General features: G+C 39.3%; 19 protein-coding genes. 17 read left to right on the forward strand and 2 right to left on the reverse strand.

The window, feature by feature from the left end; genetic code table 11:
- Window positions 1-23: 23 nt before the first annotated feature.
- Together MUCPA_RS31160 and MUCPA_RS31165 are read right to left on the reverse strand one after the other, a co-directional pair.
- Entirely contained in the window at window positions 24-770 is a 747-nt protein-coding gene (locus tag MUCPA_RS31160) for an AAA family ATPase (RefSeq protein ID WP_008511994.1), read from the reverse strand.
- Between the two features lie 77 nt (window positions 771-847).
- The gene (locus MUCPA_RS31165; protein ID WP_008511996.1) at window positions 848-1,702 is read right to left on the reverse strand and encodes a helix-turn-helix domain-containing protein; all 855 of its coding nucleotides are present in this window, start codon (window positions 1,700-1,702) and stop codon (window positions 848-850) included.
- 82 nt (window positions 1,703-1,784) lie between these two features.
- Here MUCPA_RS31165 and MUCPA_RS31170 point away from each other — a divergent pair, with 82 nt between their 5' ends.
- The 17 genes from MUCPA_RS31170 (at window position 1,785) to MUCPA_RS31250 (ending at window position 17,933) form a co-directional block, all read left to right on the forward strand.
- The gene (locus MUCPA_RS31170; RefSeq protein WP_008511998.1) at window positions 1,785-2,699 is read left to right on the forward strand and encodes an AEC family transporter; all 915 of its coding nucleotides are present in this window, start codon (window positions 1,785-1,787) and stop codon (window positions 2,697-2,699) included.
- 351 nt (window positions 2,700-3,050) lie between these two features.
- Window positions 3,051-4,895 carry an O-antigen ligase family protein gene (locus MUCPA_RS31175; RefSeq protein WP_008512000.1) on the forward strand — a complete coding sequence of 615 codons (1,845 nt, stop codon included), beginning with the start codon at window positions 3,051-3,053 and terminating at the stop codon, window positions 4,893-4,895.
- 138 nt (window positions 4,896-5,033) lie between these two features.
- Window positions 5,034-6,227 (forward strand): hypothetical protein, encoded by a 1,194-nt coding sequence (locus MUCPA_RS31180; protein WP_008512003.1) that lies wholly within the window; start codon window positions 5,034-5,036, stop codon window positions 6,225-6,227.
- Window positions 6,228-6,243: 16 nt separating this feature from the next.
- Entirely contained in the window at window positions 6,244-6,885 is a 642-nt protein-coding gene (locus tag MUCPA_RS31185; RefSeq protein WP_008512004.1) for a hypothetical protein, read from the forward strand.
- A gap of 96 nt (window positions 6,886-6,981) precedes the next feature.
- Complete coding sequence (locus tag MUCPA_RS31190; RefSeq protein WP_008512006.1) at window positions 6,982-7,950, forward strand: hypothetical protein; 969 nt, start codon at window positions 6,982-6,984, stop codon at window positions 7,948-7,950.
- Window positions 7,951-7,952: 2 nt separating this feature from the next.
- Window positions 7,953-8,747 carry a hypothetical protein gene (locus MUCPA_RS31195; RefSeq protein ID WP_157544018.1) on the forward strand — a complete coding sequence of 265 codons (795 nt, stop codon included), beginning with the start codon at window positions 7,953-7,955 and terminating at the stop codon, window positions 8,745-8,747.
- 114 nt (window positions 8,748-8,861) lie between these two features.
- Window positions 8,862-9,368, forward strand: a complete 507-nt coding sequence (locus tag MUCPA_RS31200) for a hypothetical protein (protein ID WP_008512010.1) — start codon at window positions 8,862-8,864, stop codon at window positions 9,366-9,368.
- Between the two features lie 193 nt (window positions 9,369-9,561).
- Window positions 9,562-11,598 carry a discoidin domain-containing protein gene (locus MUCPA_RS31205; protein WP_008512012.1) on the forward strand — a complete coding sequence of 679 codons (2,037 nt, stop codon included), beginning with the start codon at window positions 9,562-9,564 and terminating at the stop codon, window positions 11,596-11,598.
- A 72-nt stretch (window positions 11,599-11,670) separates the two neighbouring features.
- Window positions 11,671-12,312 (forward strand): hypothetical protein, encoded by a 642-nt coding sequence (locus MUCPA_RS31210; protein ID WP_157544019.1) that lies wholly within the window; start codon window positions 11,671-11,673, stop codon window positions 12,310-12,312.
- Between the two features lie 47 nt (window positions 12,313-12,359).
- Window positions 12,360-13,121, forward strand: coding sequence for a hypothetical protein (locus MUCPA_RS31215; protein WP_008512016.1), 762 nt, complete (start codon window positions 12,360-12,362; stop codon window positions 13,119-13,121).
- 83 nt (window positions 13,122-13,204) lie between these two features.
- Complete coding sequence (locus MUCPA_RS31220) at window positions 13,205-13,666, forward strand: hypothetical protein (RefSeq protein ID WP_008512018.1); 462 nt, start codon at window positions 13,205-13,207, stop codon at window positions 13,664-13,666.
- Between the two features lie 166 nt (window positions 13,667-13,832).
- Complete coding sequence (locus MUCPA_RS31225; RefSeq protein WP_008512022.1) at window positions 13,833-14,336, forward strand: hypothetical protein; 504 nt, start codon at window positions 13,833-13,835, stop codon at window positions 14,334-14,336.
- An 81-nt stretch (window positions 14,337-14,417) separates the two neighbouring features.
- Entirely contained in the window at window positions 14,418-14,948 is a 531-nt protein-coding gene (locus tag MUCPA_RS31230) for a hypothetical protein (RefSeq protein WP_008512024.1), read from the forward strand.
- A gap of 99 nt (window positions 14,949-15,047) precedes the next feature.
- On the forward strand, window positions 15,048-15,635 hold the full coding sequence (locus MUCPA_RS31235; RefSeq protein WP_008512026.1) for a hypothetical protein: 588 nt from the start codon (window positions 15,048-15,050) through the stop codon (window positions 15,633-15,635).
- Between the two features lie 160 nt (window positions 15,636-15,795).
- Window positions 15,796-16,269, forward strand: a complete 474-nt coding sequence (locus tag MUCPA_RS31240) for a hypothetical protein (protein WP_157544020.1) — start codon at window positions 15,796-15,798, stop codon at window positions 16,267-16,269.
- Window positions 16,270-16,385: 116 nt separating this feature from the next.
- Window positions 16,386-16,823 carry a hypothetical protein gene (locus MUCPA_RS31245; protein ID WP_008512030.1) on the forward strand — a complete coding sequence of 146 codons (438 nt, stop codon included), beginning with the start codon at window positions 16,386-16,388 and terminating at the stop codon, window positions 16,821-16,823.
- A gap of 429 nt (window positions 16,824-17,252) precedes the next feature.
- Window positions 17,253-17,933, forward strand: a complete 681-nt coding sequence (locus MUCPA_RS31250; RefSeq protein ID WP_008512032.1) for a hypothetical protein — start codon at window positions 17,253-17,255, stop codon at window positions 17,931-17,933.
- Window positions 17,934-18,363: the final 430 nt, after the last annotated feature.

The following is an 18,363-nucleotide window of genomic DNA, read 5'->3' on the forward strand; positions in this document are numbered from 1 at the left end:
TAAAAAATGAGAAGATTTATTTTTCACTCATCCATCAGATGGCGAAGATATAACGCCGGGTTATTCAGAAACGATTTGGTGAGATAAAAATGTTCTGTATCCTCATAGCGGGTTTGGCGCACACCGGCGTAGTCAAACTGATAAATAGATGCGCCCGGGTAACAAATGAGCATAGGCGAATGAGTGGCTATTAAAAATTGTGCACGGCCGCTCTGCTCAAGCTGGTGAATTACCGACATAAAGGCCAGAATCCTGCCCGGCGACAGGGCTGCTTCGGGCTCATCAAGAATGTAGATACCTGCTTCGAACTGGTTATTAAACAGGGCGAGGAACGATTCTCCGTGAGATTGCTCATGTAATGATTTGCCACCGTAGGCTTTTAAAATATTATCTTCCTCATCCTCTTCTTCAGCGGCCAATTCATCAATATAAGAAGCGAAATTGAAAAAGCTTTCAGCACGCATAAAAAAACCTTTGTTCACCCGTCGTGGGGTCCATACAAATTTCAGGTAGGCTGCCAGGGGCGATTCAAAATCCTCAAACAGGCGCGCTGTGTTCAAATTATGGTTACGGTTACCTCCCCTTAAACTAAACCCGCATTGCTCGGCAATACCTTCAAGCAAAGTAGATTTCCCGGATCCATTCTCGCCTACAAAAAAGGTAACATTGCTTTTGAGCTTAAGTTGTAAGCCCCGGTTAAGGCTCTGGATATGTTGCAGGTAAGTGCCATCCTGTAGGGGAGGAAGCGATATCTGGGATAAAAATGGCATACTATCTTGTTGTTGATCCTAAACAAACTTACACCATTCTGGTCTTATTTTCAGCATGGCATGTAATAGGCCAAACCTTATGTCTTTTGATCAAGCCTTGCCTTTTGCGCACGGTATTGGCCAGGGGAAAGCGCTATCCGTTTACGAAAGAAATGGGACAGGTGGCTTTCGTCGCTAAAGCCGAACTCGTTAGCAATTTGTTTCAGCGTTAAGCCAGCCATTACCCGTTTTTCAATCAGTTTAATACGGTAGTTGTTAATATAGTCGCGGTAACTCATATCAAAGTTCCGGCTGAAATAAACGCTGAAATAATTGGGTGCAATGTTAAAATTAGCCGCCACATTTTTAACCTGTATCTTTTCAGGCTCATAGATATGCTGATGGATATAGAGGGTGAGGGCCTTCAGGTCAGGAAGCCTGCTTCGCAGGGGGATATCCAGTTGCGCCATGGCTTCTTTAATCAATCCAAAAACAGACAGAACCTGGCAGTAAATAAAAGGGGAGGAGGTGAGGTCCTTTCTATCTTTGCTGGCAACTATATTGCACATTGTATTGTTTAACAGATACCTTGCAGATTCATCCAAAGCCAGTTTACCTTCCTTCAGTAATTTATTCCGCATGATGGTTTCGGGGCGGTTGATCAACAGGTCATCGGGTATCAAATGTTGTTTATCGCAGAAATAGCTATCGGTAAATTTAACTATGGCAAAGCGGGTGCGTTGCTTTATCTCGAAGTAGTGCTTGTCCTCCGGCGAAACTACAAACAGGTCGCCGGAGTTATAGGTTATGCCACTATCATTAAGCCAATGCACGCCATTGCCTTCAAAAATATAAACTATCTCATAATAATTCTGGCTGTGCGAAGGTTGATGGAAAACAGTTTCCTCATATTCTTCCACCAATAAGGCATCAAACTGCTTTAATTTCTTCATGGTATAAATGTACAAGTATTTGTTATCAATATACAATAACTATGGCTCATCTTCTGCCCAATTTTGTGAAATAAAAAGAACGATGGATAATTTTGTAATGATAGCCGTTTGTATGATAGCCGGAATGGTGTTCCAGGCGGCGCGACTTGTACCGGCGGATGCGCATAAGGGTATCAATACCTGGATTTTGTATCTGGCGCTGCCCGCGGTATCATTCAAGTATATCCCCAGTATCCATTGGTCGGCCCAAATGTTGTTCCCGGCTTTATCATCTGTGGTGGTATGGGCTGGCAGTTGGGTTTTTATGGAACTGTATTGCAGAAGTAAAAAATATACGCAACGTACCCGGAGCACCCTGGAACTGGCCAGCGGTTACAGCAACACTTCGTTTTTAGGTTTCCCCCTTATTGCTGCCTATTTTGGCGAACAATACCTGAGCATTGCCATTATTTGCGACCAGATGATGTTTTTACTGCTATCAACAACCGGTATTATCAACGTAGTAAAAGGAGACAGAACAGGGGCAGGCCGGGCCGGAGTTGTCATGATATTAAAGCGGTTGGTTACCTTTCCGCCTTTTATCGGCTGTGTGTTGGCCTTAGTGCTTTCGCATTTTTTCAACCTGTCTTTCGCCCAGCCCTTCTTCGGCAAACTTGCGGCAACCGTAGGCCCGCTGGCGCTCTTCTCGGTAGGGTTGCAACTCAAGTTTAAAGGGTGGAAACAGCAAATATCACAACTATCGGTAACGATGCTGTACAAGTTGATGATTGCACCGGTACTTGTACTTATTGCGGCCCTGGTGATCGGCATCCGTGGAGACATTGCCCGTGTAAGCATATTTGAGGCCGCTATGCCCACGCTCATTACCTCGAGCATCATATCTGAGCAGTTTCACCTCAACTTCCGGCTCGTTAACCTCATTATCGGCGTAAGTATATTGGTTGGTTTTTTCACTACGGCCTTTTGGGATGTTGCTTTGCAATGGCTCAGAGTGTGATAAACTGGCTGTCGAAATCAGTTTGTTTTATAGAGGGCGCTAATATTGTACCTCTTCATAGCATCTTCTTTTTATCTATCGTCACAATCCCTTTGTTATGGCTTAGAATAAGGTAAATAATATGATTTTTTCTTCTGATAAGTTATTAATACCGTATTTTTCATGGTTTTTTTACTCATTTTTCACTTTTTTAAAAAAAAAGTGAAAAATGAGTAGGTGCTGCGGCTGTTTTTTCACACTTGTATATATATGAGGTTGAAAAAAATATCCTCTCATATAAAAACCTTGCATGCAACTACCTATCACGTGTTTTTTTATTGAAGTAATAACTGCATTAGTACTATAATTATAATGGAACAAGTTATTACGACAGAATCCAGGGCAGACTCCGGTTCTGTAGCTGGCCGGGATACCGGTTTGAATATTAAATCATTTCTGTTAGCGCTGTCTTTAACACTGATGGTATCGGTTACGTCATTCCTTGATTATTTTAAGATCAGGGAAATTTTCTGGGCGGTGGAATTACCCCCTTACCTGTTTTGCGCCATGGCTTGCTTTTTTATGGTGTCCATCATCAGCTTCAGGAAAGATGCTGCTGGTATCAGTATCATTGACGTCGCTATCCTTGCATTTTTCTTCTATAGTGTTGTAAGTGCCTATATCCTGGCATCTCCCTTTCTGCCTGTAGACAGGATTTACAGCCTGGCAGGATGTATCATATACTATAGCTGGATCAGACTCGGCTTTTTTCGGAATGGGATGGTCACGGTACTTTACGGTATCCTCTTGGTATCATTTTTACAGGCCAGTTGGGGATTGCTGCAATATTTTGCCTTGTTGCCGTCCTTTGCCGGGAGGCCGGGAATCCAGGGAGGCTTTATCAACCCCGGTATATATGGGTGCTTTATGGCCGTCGGGCTGATTATTGGCCTTTACCTGGCCGGTATTTACAGAGGTCCGAAATTGGGGTTGATTTTATTGGCGATTGCTAATCTCATCATAGCGGCCGCCCTGGTGTTTTCACTTTCCCGTACGGCCTATGTCGCTGCAATATCGGGTATCTGTTTGTTGTTATTTTTCAGCTTTAAGGATAAAATTCGCCCGTTGTTTATCCGTTTCTGGCCTCTGCTAACAGTTATTATCGCAGCTGTGTTTGCCGCCCTTGCCTATTACCTGTGGCAGCGCAATACTTTATCAGTTTCGGGCAGGTTTCTGATCTGGAAGATCAGCGCCCGGATGTTTACTGAGCATCCTTTATGGGGAATAGGCTATGGCAATTTCTTTACCGAATATGGTAACTACCAGGCGGCCTACTTCCAGTCGGGCAAAGGCGCGCCGCAAGAGATACAAACCGCCGGGCTGAACTATTACCCCTTTAATGAGCTGTTAAGAGTCGCCATCGAAAACGGCATTATCGGCCTTGGCTTATTTATATCGGCCATTGTGCTCGCCTGTATCCAGGGTTGGCGTTCGGTTAAGGCAAAAGTTCCCAATGCTGCGCTTTTTACCACCTTGCTCATAGTTATCCTTGTCTTCGGGATGTTTTCTTACCCATTTCAAAGTGCCGCTATCAATTGCGTATTTTATTTCTCCATAGCGGTAATAGCGTCCGGTCAAAAGCCCTTGTTCGCGTTCCGCTTCAGCCGCATGGCTAAGGTTGCCCTTTTTATACCCGCCTGCCTACTGCTTTTGCTGTGCCTGCAAAAAATAAACGCGCTGCTCAGTTGGAGAAAAATAGAAAAAACCATGTTATACTCGGAAGGCGATGCCTTTAGGCAGTATGAGAAGACCTACCGCGTGCTGGGCAATAATGGCGCATTCTTATTTAACTATGGTGCCGAATTGGGCGAGATGGGCATTAATGACAAGAGTCTGCAAATACTGAGCCTGGCGAAGCGCTATTTAAGCGATGTAGAACTGTCAACACGCCTGGCCATGCTGAACAGCAAGCTGCATCAGGAAAAACAGGCGGAACAATATTATTTGACAGCTGCCTATATGGACCCGAAAAGGTTTGTCCCGTTGGATAACCTCTTCATCTTCTATCAAAATACCCGGCAAACGCAGAAAGCTCAGAATATGGCGCTCCTGATAATTAACAAGCCGGTAAAAGTACCTTCAGCAAAAATTGCGGTGATCAAAAACGCGGCCCGGCAATACTTACAAAACCTGGCACCAGTCGACATTAAAAACTAAACCTTATTAAAATCCAATCTAAAAATGAACAAAATCAAAATCAACTTCCATTGGCCTAAACCTTATCCGTAGGCTCAAGTTGGAAAACTAAAGACAGTAATTAAAAAACAGATCTTATTACTTCACCTACCTTAAAAAATGTTAAAAATCAAAAACTATGCTTCCTGGGCAAAGGCCCTCGCATTGTTCACTATGCTGCTTTCGGCTGCCTGCCAAAAACATGACTACGCATTGCAAAGTTCTGAAACCGTTTTCACCAAAGATGTAGCCAGCGTTGCCCAATGGTATAACAGCCAGTTGATTCCAAGTACGGCAGATACCGGCTTCGCTTCACTCAATAAACCCGACTGGAGTAAAACTACTGTCAAACAGGTTAGCGATACCAGGACATTTACTACACCTGCGTATACCAATGGCACCGTACGCCGGGAGGTGGTCATCAACCTGACCGGCGAGGTGTATGCTGGTGTTGTAAAACAGTACAATAAAACCGATAAATACTTTACTGTAGTTCGTACGTATAGCATTAATGGGAAGCCTATAGAGGAAGGGTATATCAATGCAACCAATAACTATCACGTAACAAAAACCTGGCAGAAGAACCCAATGGGAAGTACCTTGAGAGTAATGGGGATTGGCGATGAAAGTCCAGAGCCGCCACTCCAGTGTTGGATTGTCATGGATCCATCTGCTATAATTATAAAAGATGCCGGAGGACCTGTACCCGAAGGATATGGCGTAACATCTACCGGTCCTATAGATTTCACTATGGATGTTTGCTCTGACGGTACGAATTGGAAACCATATATAACCTCAATAACAGGGCACTACTATTCTACGTCACGCCTTATGCCGGGAACGACAGAAGTGACTGGCCCAGGTGGCAATACGAACTCTTCAAACTATTGCCAACAAATGGACGACCTCAATAACTTAGGTAGTAATCCGTCTGGTATAGGCGCAACCACCTGGTATATGTTAAGTGCCATAATTGCACACGAAAACTTCCATATAGGCAGGCTTTTACCGTCGCTAAAGGAATGTATCCCCTTTTTTAAAAGTATGATGAATACCTATTCAGTACCCTTAACCGGAAATTCCCAAGCTAGTGCCTTAGCGACTTTCACTTCCTATAAACCCCTTATGAAGGCCGCTATGGAGAGGTATTGGAATATTCAACAAGCGAATGATTCGATGGCTGACGAAGATTGGAACGCAGGTCCCCGTCAGGCAGAACGTGCGGTTGTTTTTCCGATGATCACGACGATATGTAGTTTCTCAAAGGCGCCAGCGCAAAACTGGCCTGTTTGTCCAAGTGGAGTATGTCCTTAATTAAAAAATAATAATCATGAAAAAGATTGCAATCAATACCATTCAGACAGCCCTTTTTTTACTTTCAATTATTGGAATAACCGGGGCCAAGGCACAACACAGGGAAGTCCAATTGACCAAAGTTGATAAAAATCAAGTAACGGCGATTGGCGAAAACGTAAAAGTTTTTCTAAATATTGATACCGTTCAACGACAATCGGATCAAGGGATTAAATTTTCGATCAAACTAAAGAATCTAAGTAATGACGATATCAAAATATATAACATCTTAGACCTGATGAGTTTTCTTTTAATGGATGAATCCGGAAAGAGTGTGGATATCCCCCATGTTTCCAAGTTCCTTTCCAACACCCGTTCTTTTAAATATGAGGAATTTATCGTTGAACAAATAAGGGCCAATGGCACGAGGGAAAACCTGAAAATGGAAAATGAAAAGTTTATAGACATAAAAAATGGTGGAACATTTGAGATTACATTGAGAATACCTAAAATCAAGGGTGGAGACAGAACCGAGTTCTATCCGAAAACCCGGGTCTCCGTACCGAAAGGCAGGTATACCTTCCAGCTATTCCTTACGCTGGTAGAGATGAAAAATGGTGTAAAGGGCTCTTCAGAAAGTTTGAACTTGCCGCCGGTGACTATTTCCTATGGGAATTAAACGATTGGGCTATAGCTAACGATAACCGCTGTACTCAAGATTTTCGCAGACTTTTAAATGAAAAAAAAATCTTATCACTTCACCTACCTTAAAAAAATGTTAAAAATTAAAAACTATGCTTCCTGGGCAAAGGCCCTATTACTGTTCACGATGTTGCTTTTGGGCGCCTGCCAAAAGCATGACTTTGCACTGCAAAGCTCCGAAATCGTTTTTACTAAAGATGTATCCAATGTTGCCCAATGGTATAACAGCCAGTTGATCTCCACTGCGGCAGATACCGGCTTCGCTTCGCTCAATAAGCCCGACTGGACTAAAACCACTGTAAAACAGGTTGGCGGTACCAGTACATTTACAACTCCTGTTTATACCAATGGCGCTATAAGCCGAGATGTGATTATCGAGCTGACCGGCGAGGTGTATACCGGCGTTGTAAAGGAGTACAAAAAAGTTGATAAATACTTTACCACTGTGCATGTCTATAGCATTAATGGCAAGCCGATAGAGGAAGGGTATATCAATGCGACCAATAACTATCACGTCACTAAGACTTGGCAGAAAAACCCGATGGGAAGCACCTTGAGGGTGATGGATATTGGCAGTGAACCAGGGAGTGGGGGCTCAAGTGCTGAGGATGACGCGGCAGCACGTTTTTTTACTAACACTGAGGCCCAACCTGTTAGTGAGACTATAAGTATTAGCACCGATTTATTGCCTGATCCTAATAAGAGAAATAGAAGATACATTTGGACCTTTGCAAAAGGCGCTACGTATAACCTTGAAAGTACTGAGCATGCCATACAAAGCAGATTATCCGCAACAGCTCCATGGACTTTTGACTCATTAACACATTTTTCTGATGGTTTAACACATTCTTTAATAACGGGAGGAACGTTTTCCTATCATATAGTGGATGCAAACGCTACAGTGGGAACATATAATGCTATTATGAACATAAAATTTAACACAATCTCGACATTTAATGTCAGGAGTGTGCCAACAACCGTTACTTCAGCTGATATTAATAGCGCTAAGGTCTGGAACGTGAATGATCCTGACACCAAGTAAATATGGTAAAGTATAGTAGTAATGCCATTGCTAAAACTTCGGTTTTGGCAATGGTAACTTTAATTATTTTCGGTTTCAGCTCCAATAGGCGCAATTCTGATCATTGCAGGTTTGTGAAATTAGTTTACAAACTCGAATTTATCAAACCTGATAATGCGGAAATGGTCGTAATGCAGGATACTTTGGGTATAATTTATTATGGTAATTACATTGCCTACCAAATACCTAATGAATTTACGTTATCGAATGTAAATATGGATAAAGATCAAAACGTGATATCAGAAAATGTTATAAGAGAAGAAACAAAGTATAGCTATATGGTTTATAACAAAAATAAAAACTATGGATACATGTTTGATTCGATAGGCGCGATCAAGGCCGCGAAGGTATCCGTAGATTCGTTTTTGTTAAAACGGGCGTTTAAAAATTTCCCTTTTTATAATTCAGTTATTGATAGCCTGGTCAGCACATCAACAAAAAACGAAAGCCTGGTTGAAACACGCATTTGCAAAGAAAAAAAAGATGAATCTTTCAATGACACTATCCATTATTTTTATAAGAAGGGCTTTGAGAAGATCGATTATACATTTTCTAAATATTTAGATTCCACCCGAAATTTAAAGTTATATAAGATCCAAATGATTTTCAACCCGATACCGAAAGGCAAGTACGCGTTTGCAGTCCCGAAAAGAGAGTTTTTATTCGAATTAAAACCTAACGAAACATTTAATAGTAAAGAACTTACTGTTTTTTTTGAGAATTTTAAAAAACGTGAAAATATGGATAGCGCAAATTAAATTAAGGAGAACTCGTTATAACCGAAATTCATATCATGATTGTTACTGTAAATGTATTTATAATGTAAATAACAATTCATTTAAAAGTCATAATCGAAAATCAATTCTCTGCCGATGAAAATCTCTAACATCCGACCAATCATAGTAAACGGATATGCATTTAATCAGCATCTATTACCTAAAACTCAGGCAGGTCAAGATTATCAGTCCGGATTCGGCTACAGGATCAATAAGAGTGGATCATTGAACACGATGATCATCAGTTTTAATATTAGCTTGACTGTAGGAGAAAACGAAGAAGATAGTAGTAGTGTATTAATTCCTTCTGATGATCCAAAGTATTATACAATACACGTTCAAGGCGAGGAACCTACCGAAATATTGGTTTCTTACGACAGTTCATGCCAATTTGATTTTGAAAGCGAAGGCTTTGATGCTGATATGATATCGTTAACGGAATTTCTACGTGATTATGACACGCATACAAAAACGTTTTTAAGGAATTACGGATATAAGCCCGTTCTGGATATGGAAAAAAACTTACGTATTCACTACTCTATAAATAAATGTGGGCTTTCAGCAATTGACAATTTACGGCTAAATAACATGTATGAGTTCTGAATATAGCGTTACTGGCCTATGAGCGAAGTACTCTTGAATGCCCACGTTGAAACTATGTGAAAATCGGCCTCGGGCAAACCATCAAAACCTTTACTATTTGCGCCCGACAGCGATAATTTAAATTCGCGGGTACTAATCAATCATTCAATGCATTTATATTAAACATCTAACCTATCAATCGATCTACCTTTAAATGTTTAAAATCAATCTATTCAATAAAAATAACATTTTAATAAAAGCAGGAATTCGCCTGCTTTTATTAATCATCTGCCAGCATAGTTTCAGCGCGTTTTCACAGCGGCCAGCACTCACCATGCAGCAAAAGGTTACTATAGCGATGAATTTCGCGGGTGAAAACAAAGCGGAATTGCAAAAAGTACTCGACCATTATGGCGCATCAGCCCGCGACAGCCTCAAGCTCAGGGCAGCTTACTTCCTGATCGCCAACATGACGGGGCACTTCAGTTATACCGGATACCAACGACAAGGCGTTGATTCGCTGATCCGTTACATCGTAAAAGCAAAACAGGTAGCCGGAAACGATTTCTGGCAACCGGGAACCTTTATTCAACTGGACCGGCTATGGTTCAACGTGATGGCCTATGCCTCGGCGAAGCATTCGGGGCCCGAAAATACGTTTGATAACAAGGCCATATCTGCCAATTTGCTGATCGAGAACATTGAATATGCTTTTAAAGCCTGGTCGTTGCCCTGGTCGCGTCACTTAAGTTTCGACCAGTTTTGTACTTATGTGCTGCCTTACCGCTTTTATGACGAACCCTTAGAATCATGGCGACCGCGTTATATGGAAAAGTTCGGCTGGTTAGCTAAAGCGATGGGTAAAAGTACCGACCCCGTTTTGGCCTGTAAGTTAATTAATGAATCGCTTCAACGTGAAATTCCTTTTAACAGGGGGCTTGAAAGATACAACAAGGCCCTCAGCCCGAGCGACCTGTTATTAGCAGGACAGGCCAACTGCCTTAATCAAGCCGCCGCCGCCAATTTTGCTATGCGTGCTATGGGCATACCGGTGGCGCTTGAGGTAGTGCGGCAGTGGGCAAACCGAAGTTTTGGGCATAAGTTTAGTAGTGTAATTGATAAAGAGGGTAACTTTATTTCAATTATAGGAGAAGAATTTCTTCCCCATCAAACCAGGTTACCCTACATAGCTCCAAAAATTTTCCATTTGGGCTATACCATCCAGGATGATAGTTTGATGAAAGCACGGATGAGCAGCGGCGGCCTGGTGGCCGATTTTGACTGCTTCCAAACTGATGCAACCCGGCAGCTTATCCCGGTAAAGGATTTAATGGTGACCATAAGGCCCGGCACTGTTAAACCAGGCGAAACGGTATACCTGTGTGTGTTTGATAACCGGGATTGGGCACCCGTTTGTGCTTCTGCCTCGCCGGACGGTAAGTCGGTATTATTTAAGGATATGGGGCTGGGCGTACTTTATCTGCCTATGGTTTTGCGCGATAAATTGATGCCGGTATCATCTCCGCTCATCCTGCAAAACGATCAATCTATCAAGCCGGTCATCGTTAATAAAGGAGCCAACGATACCATCACCCTGACGCGGAAATACCCGCTATCGCAGGCCAAGCTCGATTGGCTGTGGCTGATGCTGGATGGAAAATTTGAGGGAGCCGATAATCCGGATTTCTCCGGCGCGAAGCCCTTATATACCGTTCAAAATCCATTTGCCATGATGCTGAACCGGCGACGGATACCCCGGTCGAATTTTAGGTATGTACGTTACTGTTTCCCAAAGAACGCTTACGGCTCACTTGCCGAAATTTGTTTTTACGGAGATTCCTTGTTGAAGCAGCCCTTAAAGGGGCAACTCATTCATTCATCTAAAGTACATGATTCGGATGTGCAGAAAGCCTTTGACGGTGTTTTAGGAAATTATATCCAAACCCCTGACTCATCGGATTATAATGGCGAGTGGATAGGCCTGGACCTGGGCGAACCAAAGGCCATAACCGGGGTTGGATTTAGCCCCCGCAATGATGAAAATGGAATTGATCAGTACATGAGCTATGAGCTCTATTATTGGGACGATCAATGGATTTCCCTGGGGCCGGGAACACGCGTTGAGGATCAGATCAGTAAACTAAAATTCAGCAAGGTTCCAAAAGGAGCTTTGCTGTGGCTGCGAAACCATACCGTCGGAAACGAGGAAAGAATTTTCCTTTATGAAAACCATGCTCAAAAATGGTGGTAGGGGAGATGAATGGATACTGATGTTTGATGATAATAACATTGCTGAATATTAATGGACATTTTTAAGCTAATCATGAAAAAGATTATAGTCAATATCATTCAGGCGGCCCTTTTCTTATTCCCAATTATTGGAGTAACCGGGGCCAAGGCACAACACAAGGAAGTTCAATTGACCAAGTTTGATAAAAATCAGGTCACGGTAACCAGCGAAAACGTAAAGGTTTTTCTAAATATTGATACTGTTCAGCCGCTATCTGATCAAGGAATTAAATTTTCGATTAAACTAAAGAATCTAAGTAACGACGATATCAAAATATATAATGTTTTAGATCTGTTGGGTTTCTATTTAATGGATGAATCCGGAAAGATTGTGGGTATACCCCATGTTTCCAAGTTCCTATCCAACACCAATTCTTATAAATATGAGGCATTTATCGTTGAACAAATAAGGGATAATGGCAAGAGGGAGAACCTGAAAATGGAAAACGAAAAATTTATAGACATTAAAAACGGTGGAACATTCGAGATTACACTGAGAATTCCTAAAATCCAGGGGGGAGACGGAACCAATTTCTATTCGAAAAGCAGAGTGTCATTACCGAAAGGCAAGTATAGCTTCAAACTCGGCCTCACGCTGATAGAGATGAAAAATGGTGTAAATGGCTCTCCGGAAAGTTTGGACTTGCCGCCGGTGACTTTTTCCTATGGGAATTGAACGATTGGACCATAGCCAACAAATAGACACTTTAGCACAATAACGATATGAAGAAATTAAAAATTACTACACTGCTATTACTGCCTTTGTCTTTTTATGGTTTCAGGAATTTTATTCCTGAAACCATAAAAAATCAACTCACGGCGATCAGTTTTATATACAACGTGCAAGTCATCAATCCAAGGGACGGGCAGGCTGTTCTTTTGAATGATACAACCAACTTTTATTATGACACACGTTATACCATCTATGAGTTACCTTATTGTCGCTATTATAGTAAAGACTCTCTCGATCAAAATTTTAAGGTTACAAATTACCATCAATGGATAGAAAAGGGTACAAGCTTCTTCATATATAACAATGTAAACCCAATCGGTTTGATGTATGATTCTTTAACTGTAGTAAAGCCCCGAAAAATGCCTGTCGATTCATTTTTGAAAGCTCAAATGTTTAAGGATAATCCATTTTTTGCGGCAAATAACGAAACTTTGTCAAGTACATCCACAGAAAACGGAGTCTTGGTAAAAAAATACAGTACGATTAACCAATATGAAAATACCGTTGCCGATAGTTGTTATTACTATTTTGATAAAAATTTAAGTGATGTAAAATATTCATTTTCAACATACTTAGATTCGTTGGAACATTCGAAAGTATTCAAGATGAAATTCATTTTTTTGAAAAAAACGTATAAAAATAAGGAATTTCCTGCCAGGGTATTAGTTTTTCAAATCAAGCGAAATGACTCAGTGAAAAAGGAAGTTATAGATTTTTATAAAAAATTCATGGCATCTAAAGAGAACTATTAACAAAAAAATCATCAATTGTTTCACCAACAGGGGTTTATGAACCTTGTAGTTAAATTTTCATTGTGTTTACGATTACATCTTACATGCAGTATGCCCAGGCTCAGAATAAGAAGTTATCTGAATCGACAGGTTTTATTATTTATACGGGCGAAGATATAGTCCCTATGCAAGTTTTGTTTATTCCTGCCAAAATAGAGGAAACTTTGGAAAAGACAATTGAGATTAATTTCAACGGTAAAACGGTAAATATGGCATATTCGCTTTTCTTTGTTCAAATAGGGCGTATTTTGCCGAATTTAAGCGAGGTTATGCAAAAAATCAGCTACATGCCCGCCAAGTATGGCTTGATAGAGAACCCTGCGAAAATATGTATCGGAAAATTCGTTTTTGACCTTTCTTATGCCGAAAATAAAGATCCGGACACTCCTGAAGATACCACGATTCATAGCACAGTTATAAACATTAGTGGGCGGACATACCAGCTGAAGGTGATGGATTGGCCTGATGCCAACGGAGCCCCCAAATTGTTTATAAAGCTTCCTTAAGAGGTGTCATGGTCTGAATAATAGCCTTGAATTTACACATCATTAAAATAACACCCCTTTTAATGAATGTATTTAGCTGATAGCCGCATTCTAAATATTTATGAAAAGTTAAAAAGCAAGAAAAAGCAAATAATGCCCATCATAATTAAAATTCAATTCTTTGCCGATGAAAATATTTAATATCCAACCGATTAAAATAACCGAATACATATTCAACGAGCAGTTATTAGCTAAAACTCTAACAGATCAAAGTTATGGGTCCAGCTTCAGCATAACAGGCAAAAAGGTTGAATCATTGAACACGATGATCATCAGCTATAATATTAACTACACTGTAGGCGAAGGCGGAAACGATCGTAGGGTATTTATCCCTTCTGATGATCCAACTCAATATACAATACACGTTGAATTTGAGGAGTGTACCGAACTATTAGTTTCTTACAACAGTTCCTGTCAATTTGATTTTGAAAGCGAAGGCTTTGATGCTGATATGATATCGCTAACGGAATTTCTACGTGATTACGACACGCATACAAAAACGTTTTTAATGAATTACGGATATAAACCAGTTCTGGATATGGAAGAAGACTCACGTATTCGCTCCCCTTTACATGAAAATGCTCTTGTAGCAATTGAAAATTTACGGCTAAATAACCTATATGAGTTTTAAAGGTAAAACTTTACTCCTCAATAATTACATGATATTTAGCTTGTACTACAGGTTATTGGGTTTAAAATGTAACAAACAGCCATGAAAAATATTTTGAAATTCTCAATCATTACAGTTTTATTATTTTCATTAACCAATGGCTTAAAAGCCCAGATAAAACTTACTTACAACCCTAAAAGAATTAAACCATTAACCGAGGACAGCCTTTTTAATGATTTTCGGAATGCAATCTATTATACTTACTATCACCCATCTTATATGAGCAATAAAAAGCCAATTTTCACTATGCTGAAAATAACGCTCGATTGGCAAGGGAAAGTAACAGACCTCGGGTTTTCAGATAGTGCTGATTCGGTATTTGTTAACGCGTTTGCCAATAAAGCAAAACAATACGACTTTAAGGCAACGATAGAAACGTATGCAAAAGTAAAGTCATTAACCAAAATCTCGCTGATAATCCCGGTTTATTTTGAGCCAAGCTATGAGAAGAAAGAGCATGCTTTTACTTACGGCGAACTGGAAGGTTTGATGAAATTTAACAAGCGTAGCTTTGAAGGGCCCGCCATTTTTTATCCTGAAATGAATATTGCACTTGGGGAAATGAATTTTTAAGCCCTTTTACCGAAGCATCGGGGATTGGGTTACAACATTCAGCCAAATGCGGACTATATCGTTCATTTATAAGTTGTGGCGATTTTTAAAAAAGCTTTTATGTTAAAGGAAAAAGTACTGAGCGCTATTGAATTTTATTATCCCAAAGGGATTGATGAAACCTATGAAAACGAAAAATACTATCAGTCGGAACAAACAGCAAGGTACGACCAAGCTTTGCGTTTTGCAGGTTCAAGATATGGAATAGAGTGGCAGGGACTTCTTGATGAAGTTGACAAAATGAGGATACCATACCTTGACTATTCGCACATACCTTGGCCTGATTCGGTTGGCCCGTATTACAACAGTTGCTTTCATGTGCATTTTAAGATAAAAGAGCACATGCTCATCCTATTGGTCAGTGCTTTTTTTAAGTCGTATAATTTTTTAGTGATTAATGTTGAAGGCCCTAAACAAAAAGATTACTTTCCGGTGTGGAGCAACTATACGGAGAACGTTTTAATAAAACATAATCTATTGAAAGCCTTGCTGGAAAAGTTCTACCCGGATTATGTAGAGTTGCCTCATGAGCTGATGGCGATGCAGGTTCCTGATTTTTCTGTTCAGCCATTTGAACCCGGCGAGGCAAGGGTTTTTCATTATTTGTATACGATGTTAACGTTGTTTGATGATATATTATGGCAGTAAATGAGGTAACTGATAAATGAATATGAAAAAATTAATCACTTTAATGATAAAGACAACTTAAATACAATTGAAAAATGATTAAGGGAAAAAGTACAACATTCAGGGAGCAATGTTTCTACCGCAGGAGCAACATATTATTAACTAATACCGAAAATCAACCATGAGATCAATCGCAATAATTTTATTATTCATGACCTGCTGCCATTTTGCGACAGCGCAGGAAATAAAAATACAGCCTTTAAAAAAAGTATATCATATTAATCATGAAACGGCTTACTGTAACGTACGTAACCAAAGCTCTCTGTATAATATTTATTACCGGGTGGGTTTGGAGATTACAAAAAAGGAACTACCGATAGGAGAAACTGATGACGTATATAAGCTTCTTCCAACAAAGGAGATCAAAATAACCAAATTTACTAAACTCAAACCTAAACAAATGATAGGCGGCAGAATAGAAGCAGAATGTATCGGAAAAGAGAGCCTATACGGTATCTCCCAGATTATTCGTAACGGCAATTTAAATGATTATGATTTTAGGTTTAAGGTAGTTTACGGTAAGGATACAAGTTCAGTTAATAAGGTAATGTATTCAACCTCATTTAAAATTGCTAAAAAGAGTTTAGTTCGCTGATTTACAATATTTTAATTTGATTGAATTACATGTGTTTAAGATGGCTATCAAAGCAACTATTGTATATGCTTAAGGGGAATTTGATGTAACAATAAGTTATATATCAATAAAAAATCATGAAAAAGCTACCAATTTTATTCGCGTTATCAGGCCTGATCCTGTGCATGTCTTTTAGAACAGAAGACGATTTAAGTTTTGTAAAATCGTTTGTCAGGGATTTATCGTCCAATCATTATCAATCCAAGACAATCATCTCCAATTACTTCTGTACAATGAGTGAGGAAAATCATGAAGAGAAGTTAAAAGTTATAGAAATTCAATTAAAAAGTATTCATAAGTATCTTTTAATGGGCGGAGTAAAAATCGAAAAATATTCAGCAATCCCAGCTAAAGATCAAAATATCATTATTGAAGAAGCTAAGAAAAAAGATATTTACCGCGTGTCGGGTCGGCAAGGATTGATTTTTTTTATTCTAATGGAAAATAAACAGATAAGCTCAATTTCCACTCTTAATAAAGGAGGGAGCAGGGTCATCATTAAGATATGTGATTAAATTGGCTTTTATCATACAATCAAAAAACAGAATGCTATTATCGCCCTCAAGATAATATTTGTTAATTTTTTATTGATTAATTGTTAATTTTAGTTCCTGTTTGCGTGTCACTCAAGTAACTATGTCCTTAGAAAAAGGAGTTAATTCCCTGCTCCTTTTCTGCCGTTTTGTTCTTTAATTCAATTGTTTACTACAGGTTAATTTTATTAAATAGCATTTTTTGTTTTGTTCTACCCACGTAAATTGCTGCTGTTTGATTATCTAAAATAAGTATTGTGTATTTGTTTTATTACTATATATTTATTGAAATTTAAGAGTTCTTTGGGGGGTAATAAGTTTAATATTTATTTCACATTTGGTTAATAAACTGTTTTGGTCAAATAATAACTCCTGCACCAGCCGCAGCCAGTTTGGGAAAATATGGTAACTATGAAGAATATTATAAATGGGTTAACTTTATATTTGGCTATCGCTATCAATATAGGTTGCAATAGTAATTCGCCGAAACAGATTGCGAAGAAAAATAACTCGATTGATACTACCCACTCTGTTAAAATAGATACGGCACATTCCGTTAAAATAGATAACTACTGGGTAACACCCAAAAAATACCTTGAATTTAATTCGCTTGGTAAAGAAAATTCAGATACTCTTACTTTAGTAATTTGTAGTGATTATGTTTATTCGCCATTTGGAAGCATAAAAGATAGCTTGGGTTTAAAGTTAAGTTTGCTTAATAACTTCAGCATTACTGATAGGCTTTACAGTACCGATATTGAACCACAAAAATTGCAAATATTGAAATTTAAGAATAGTAGATTAATGTTGTTTTTTGATAGTGATCCGGAAGCATCAACACATTCATACATTCTTAAAGGCGAGATACATGACATAGAAGTTCGATTTACAAATAACATTAAGATCGGGATGTCTACAGGCGATTTTTATAAAAGTTTCTTCGATTATTTTCCTGAAGAAATTCAACAGCGATATAAATATGTTCAATTTGAGTCTTGTGTAGAGGATATAAAACACATCTATACTTTTAACAACAATAAATTATCATCGGTTAAATTTATTTCGGATACATACTGGAAACTCGACTATTAGTAATCAACTAGTAAGAATGGAAATAAAAAAAAGCAATTATTATTTATTTATCATACTAACAGGGGTTTTCGCGAGTAAATCGCGTTTGAAAATATTTTAGTTAATATGGTGGCATTCAATGGTCGACAATGTATTGGGACTACAAAATGCCACCATCTTACAAAACTGTGCATGAGCAGTGCTATTTAATAACTATTTGCTTTGATCAAATGCTGGTGTTGAATTCGCCGGTACAAGAGGGAAAGCCAATCAATTCGATCAAAGATTTTCTGATGAAAATCGGTGAATCGCTACAGAAGCAGTAGGATTGCAATGGGGATTAGGCGCTATATTACGTTAAGTAAGGTTGATGTACTTCAGGCAGTTTAACACGGCAAATAAAATTCCAAAATAATCCATAGCCTAAGTCAAAGCCTCAGCTATGGATTAA

The organism is Mucilaginibacter paludis DSM 18603, assembly GCF_000166195.2.
Classification (GTDB): Bacteria; Bacteroidota; Bacteroidia; order Sphingobacteriales; family Sphingobacteriaceae; genus Mucilaginibacter; species Mucilaginibacter paludis.

Excerpts from the sequence above, each read along its gene's own strand:
- MUCPA_RS31160 (WP_008511994.1), bottom strand. The coding sequence starts at position 770 with ATGCCATTTTTATCCCAGATATCGCTTCCTCCCCTACAGGATGGCACT.
- MUCPA_RS31165 (WP_008511996.1), bottom strand. The coding sequence starts at position 1,702 with ATGAAGAAATTAAAGCAGTTTGATGCCTTATTGGTGGAAGAATATGAG.
- MUCPA_RS31170 (WP_008511998.1), top strand. The coding sequence starts at position 1,785 with ATGGATAATTTTGTAATGATAGCCGTTTGTATGATAGCCGGAATGGTG.
- MUCPA_RS31175 (WP_008512000.1), top strand. The coding sequence starts at position 3,051 with ATGGAACAAGTTATTACGACAGAATCCAGGGCAGACTCCGGTTCTGTA.
- MUCPA_RS31180 (WP_008512003.1), top strand. The coding sequence starts at position 5,034 with ATGTTAAAAATCAAAAACTATGCTTCCTGGGCAAAGGCCCTCGCATTG.
- MUCPA_RS31185 (WP_008512004.1), top strand. The coding sequence starts at position 6,244 with ATGAAAAAGATTGCAATCAATACCATTCAGACAGCCCTTTTTTTACTT.
- MUCPA_RS31190 (WP_008512006.1), top strand. The coding sequence starts at position 6,982 with ATGTTAAAAATTAAAAACTATGCTTCCTGGGCAAAGGCCCTATTACTG.
- MUCPA_RS31195 (WP_157544018.1), top strand. The coding sequence starts at position 7,953 with ATGGTAAAGTATAGTAGTAATGCCATTGCTAAAACTTCGGTTTTGGCA.
- MUCPA_RS31200 (WP_008512010.1), top strand. The coding sequence starts at position 8,862 with ATGAAAATCTCTAACATCCGACCAATCATAGTAAACGGATATGCATTT.
- MUCPA_RS31205 (WP_008512012.1), top strand. The coding sequence starts at position 9,562 with ATGTTTAAAATCAATCTATTCAATAAAAATAACATTTTAATAAAAGCA.
- MUCPA_RS31210 (WP_157544019.1), top strand. The coding sequence starts at position 11,671 with ATGAAAAAGATTATAGTCAATATCATTCAGGCGGCCCTTTTCTTATTC.
- MUCPA_RS31215 (WP_008512016.1), top strand. The coding sequence starts at position 12,360 with ATGAAGAAATTAAAAATTACTACACTGCTATTACTGCCTTTGTCTTTT.
- MUCPA_RS31220 (WP_008512018.1), top strand. The coding sequence starts at position 13,205 with ATGCAGTATGCCCAGGCTCAGAATAAGAAGTTATCTGAATCGACAGGT.
- MUCPA_RS31225 (WP_008512022.1), top strand. The coding sequence starts at position 13,833 with ATGAAAATATTTAATATCCAACCGATTAAAATAACCGAATACATATTC.
- MUCPA_RS31230 (WP_008512024.1), top strand. The coding sequence starts at position 14,418 with ATGAAAAATATTTTGAAATTCTCAATCATTACAGTTTTATTATTTTCA.
- MUCPA_RS31235 (WP_008512026.1), top strand. The coding sequence starts at position 15,048 with ATGTTAAAGGAAAAAGTACTGAGCGCTATTGAATTTTATTATCCCAAA.
- MUCPA_RS31240 (WP_157544020.1), top strand. The coding sequence starts at position 15,796 with ATGAGATCAATCGCAATAATTTTATTATTCATGACCTGCTGCCATTTT.
- MUCPA_RS31245 (WP_008512030.1), top strand. The coding sequence starts at position 16,386 with ATGAAAAAGCTACCAATTTTATTCGCGTTATCAGGCCTGATCCTGTGC.
- MUCPA_RS31250 (WP_008512032.1), top strand. The coding sequence starts at position 17,253 with ATGAAGAATATTATAAATGGGTTAACTTTATATTTGGCTATCGCTATC.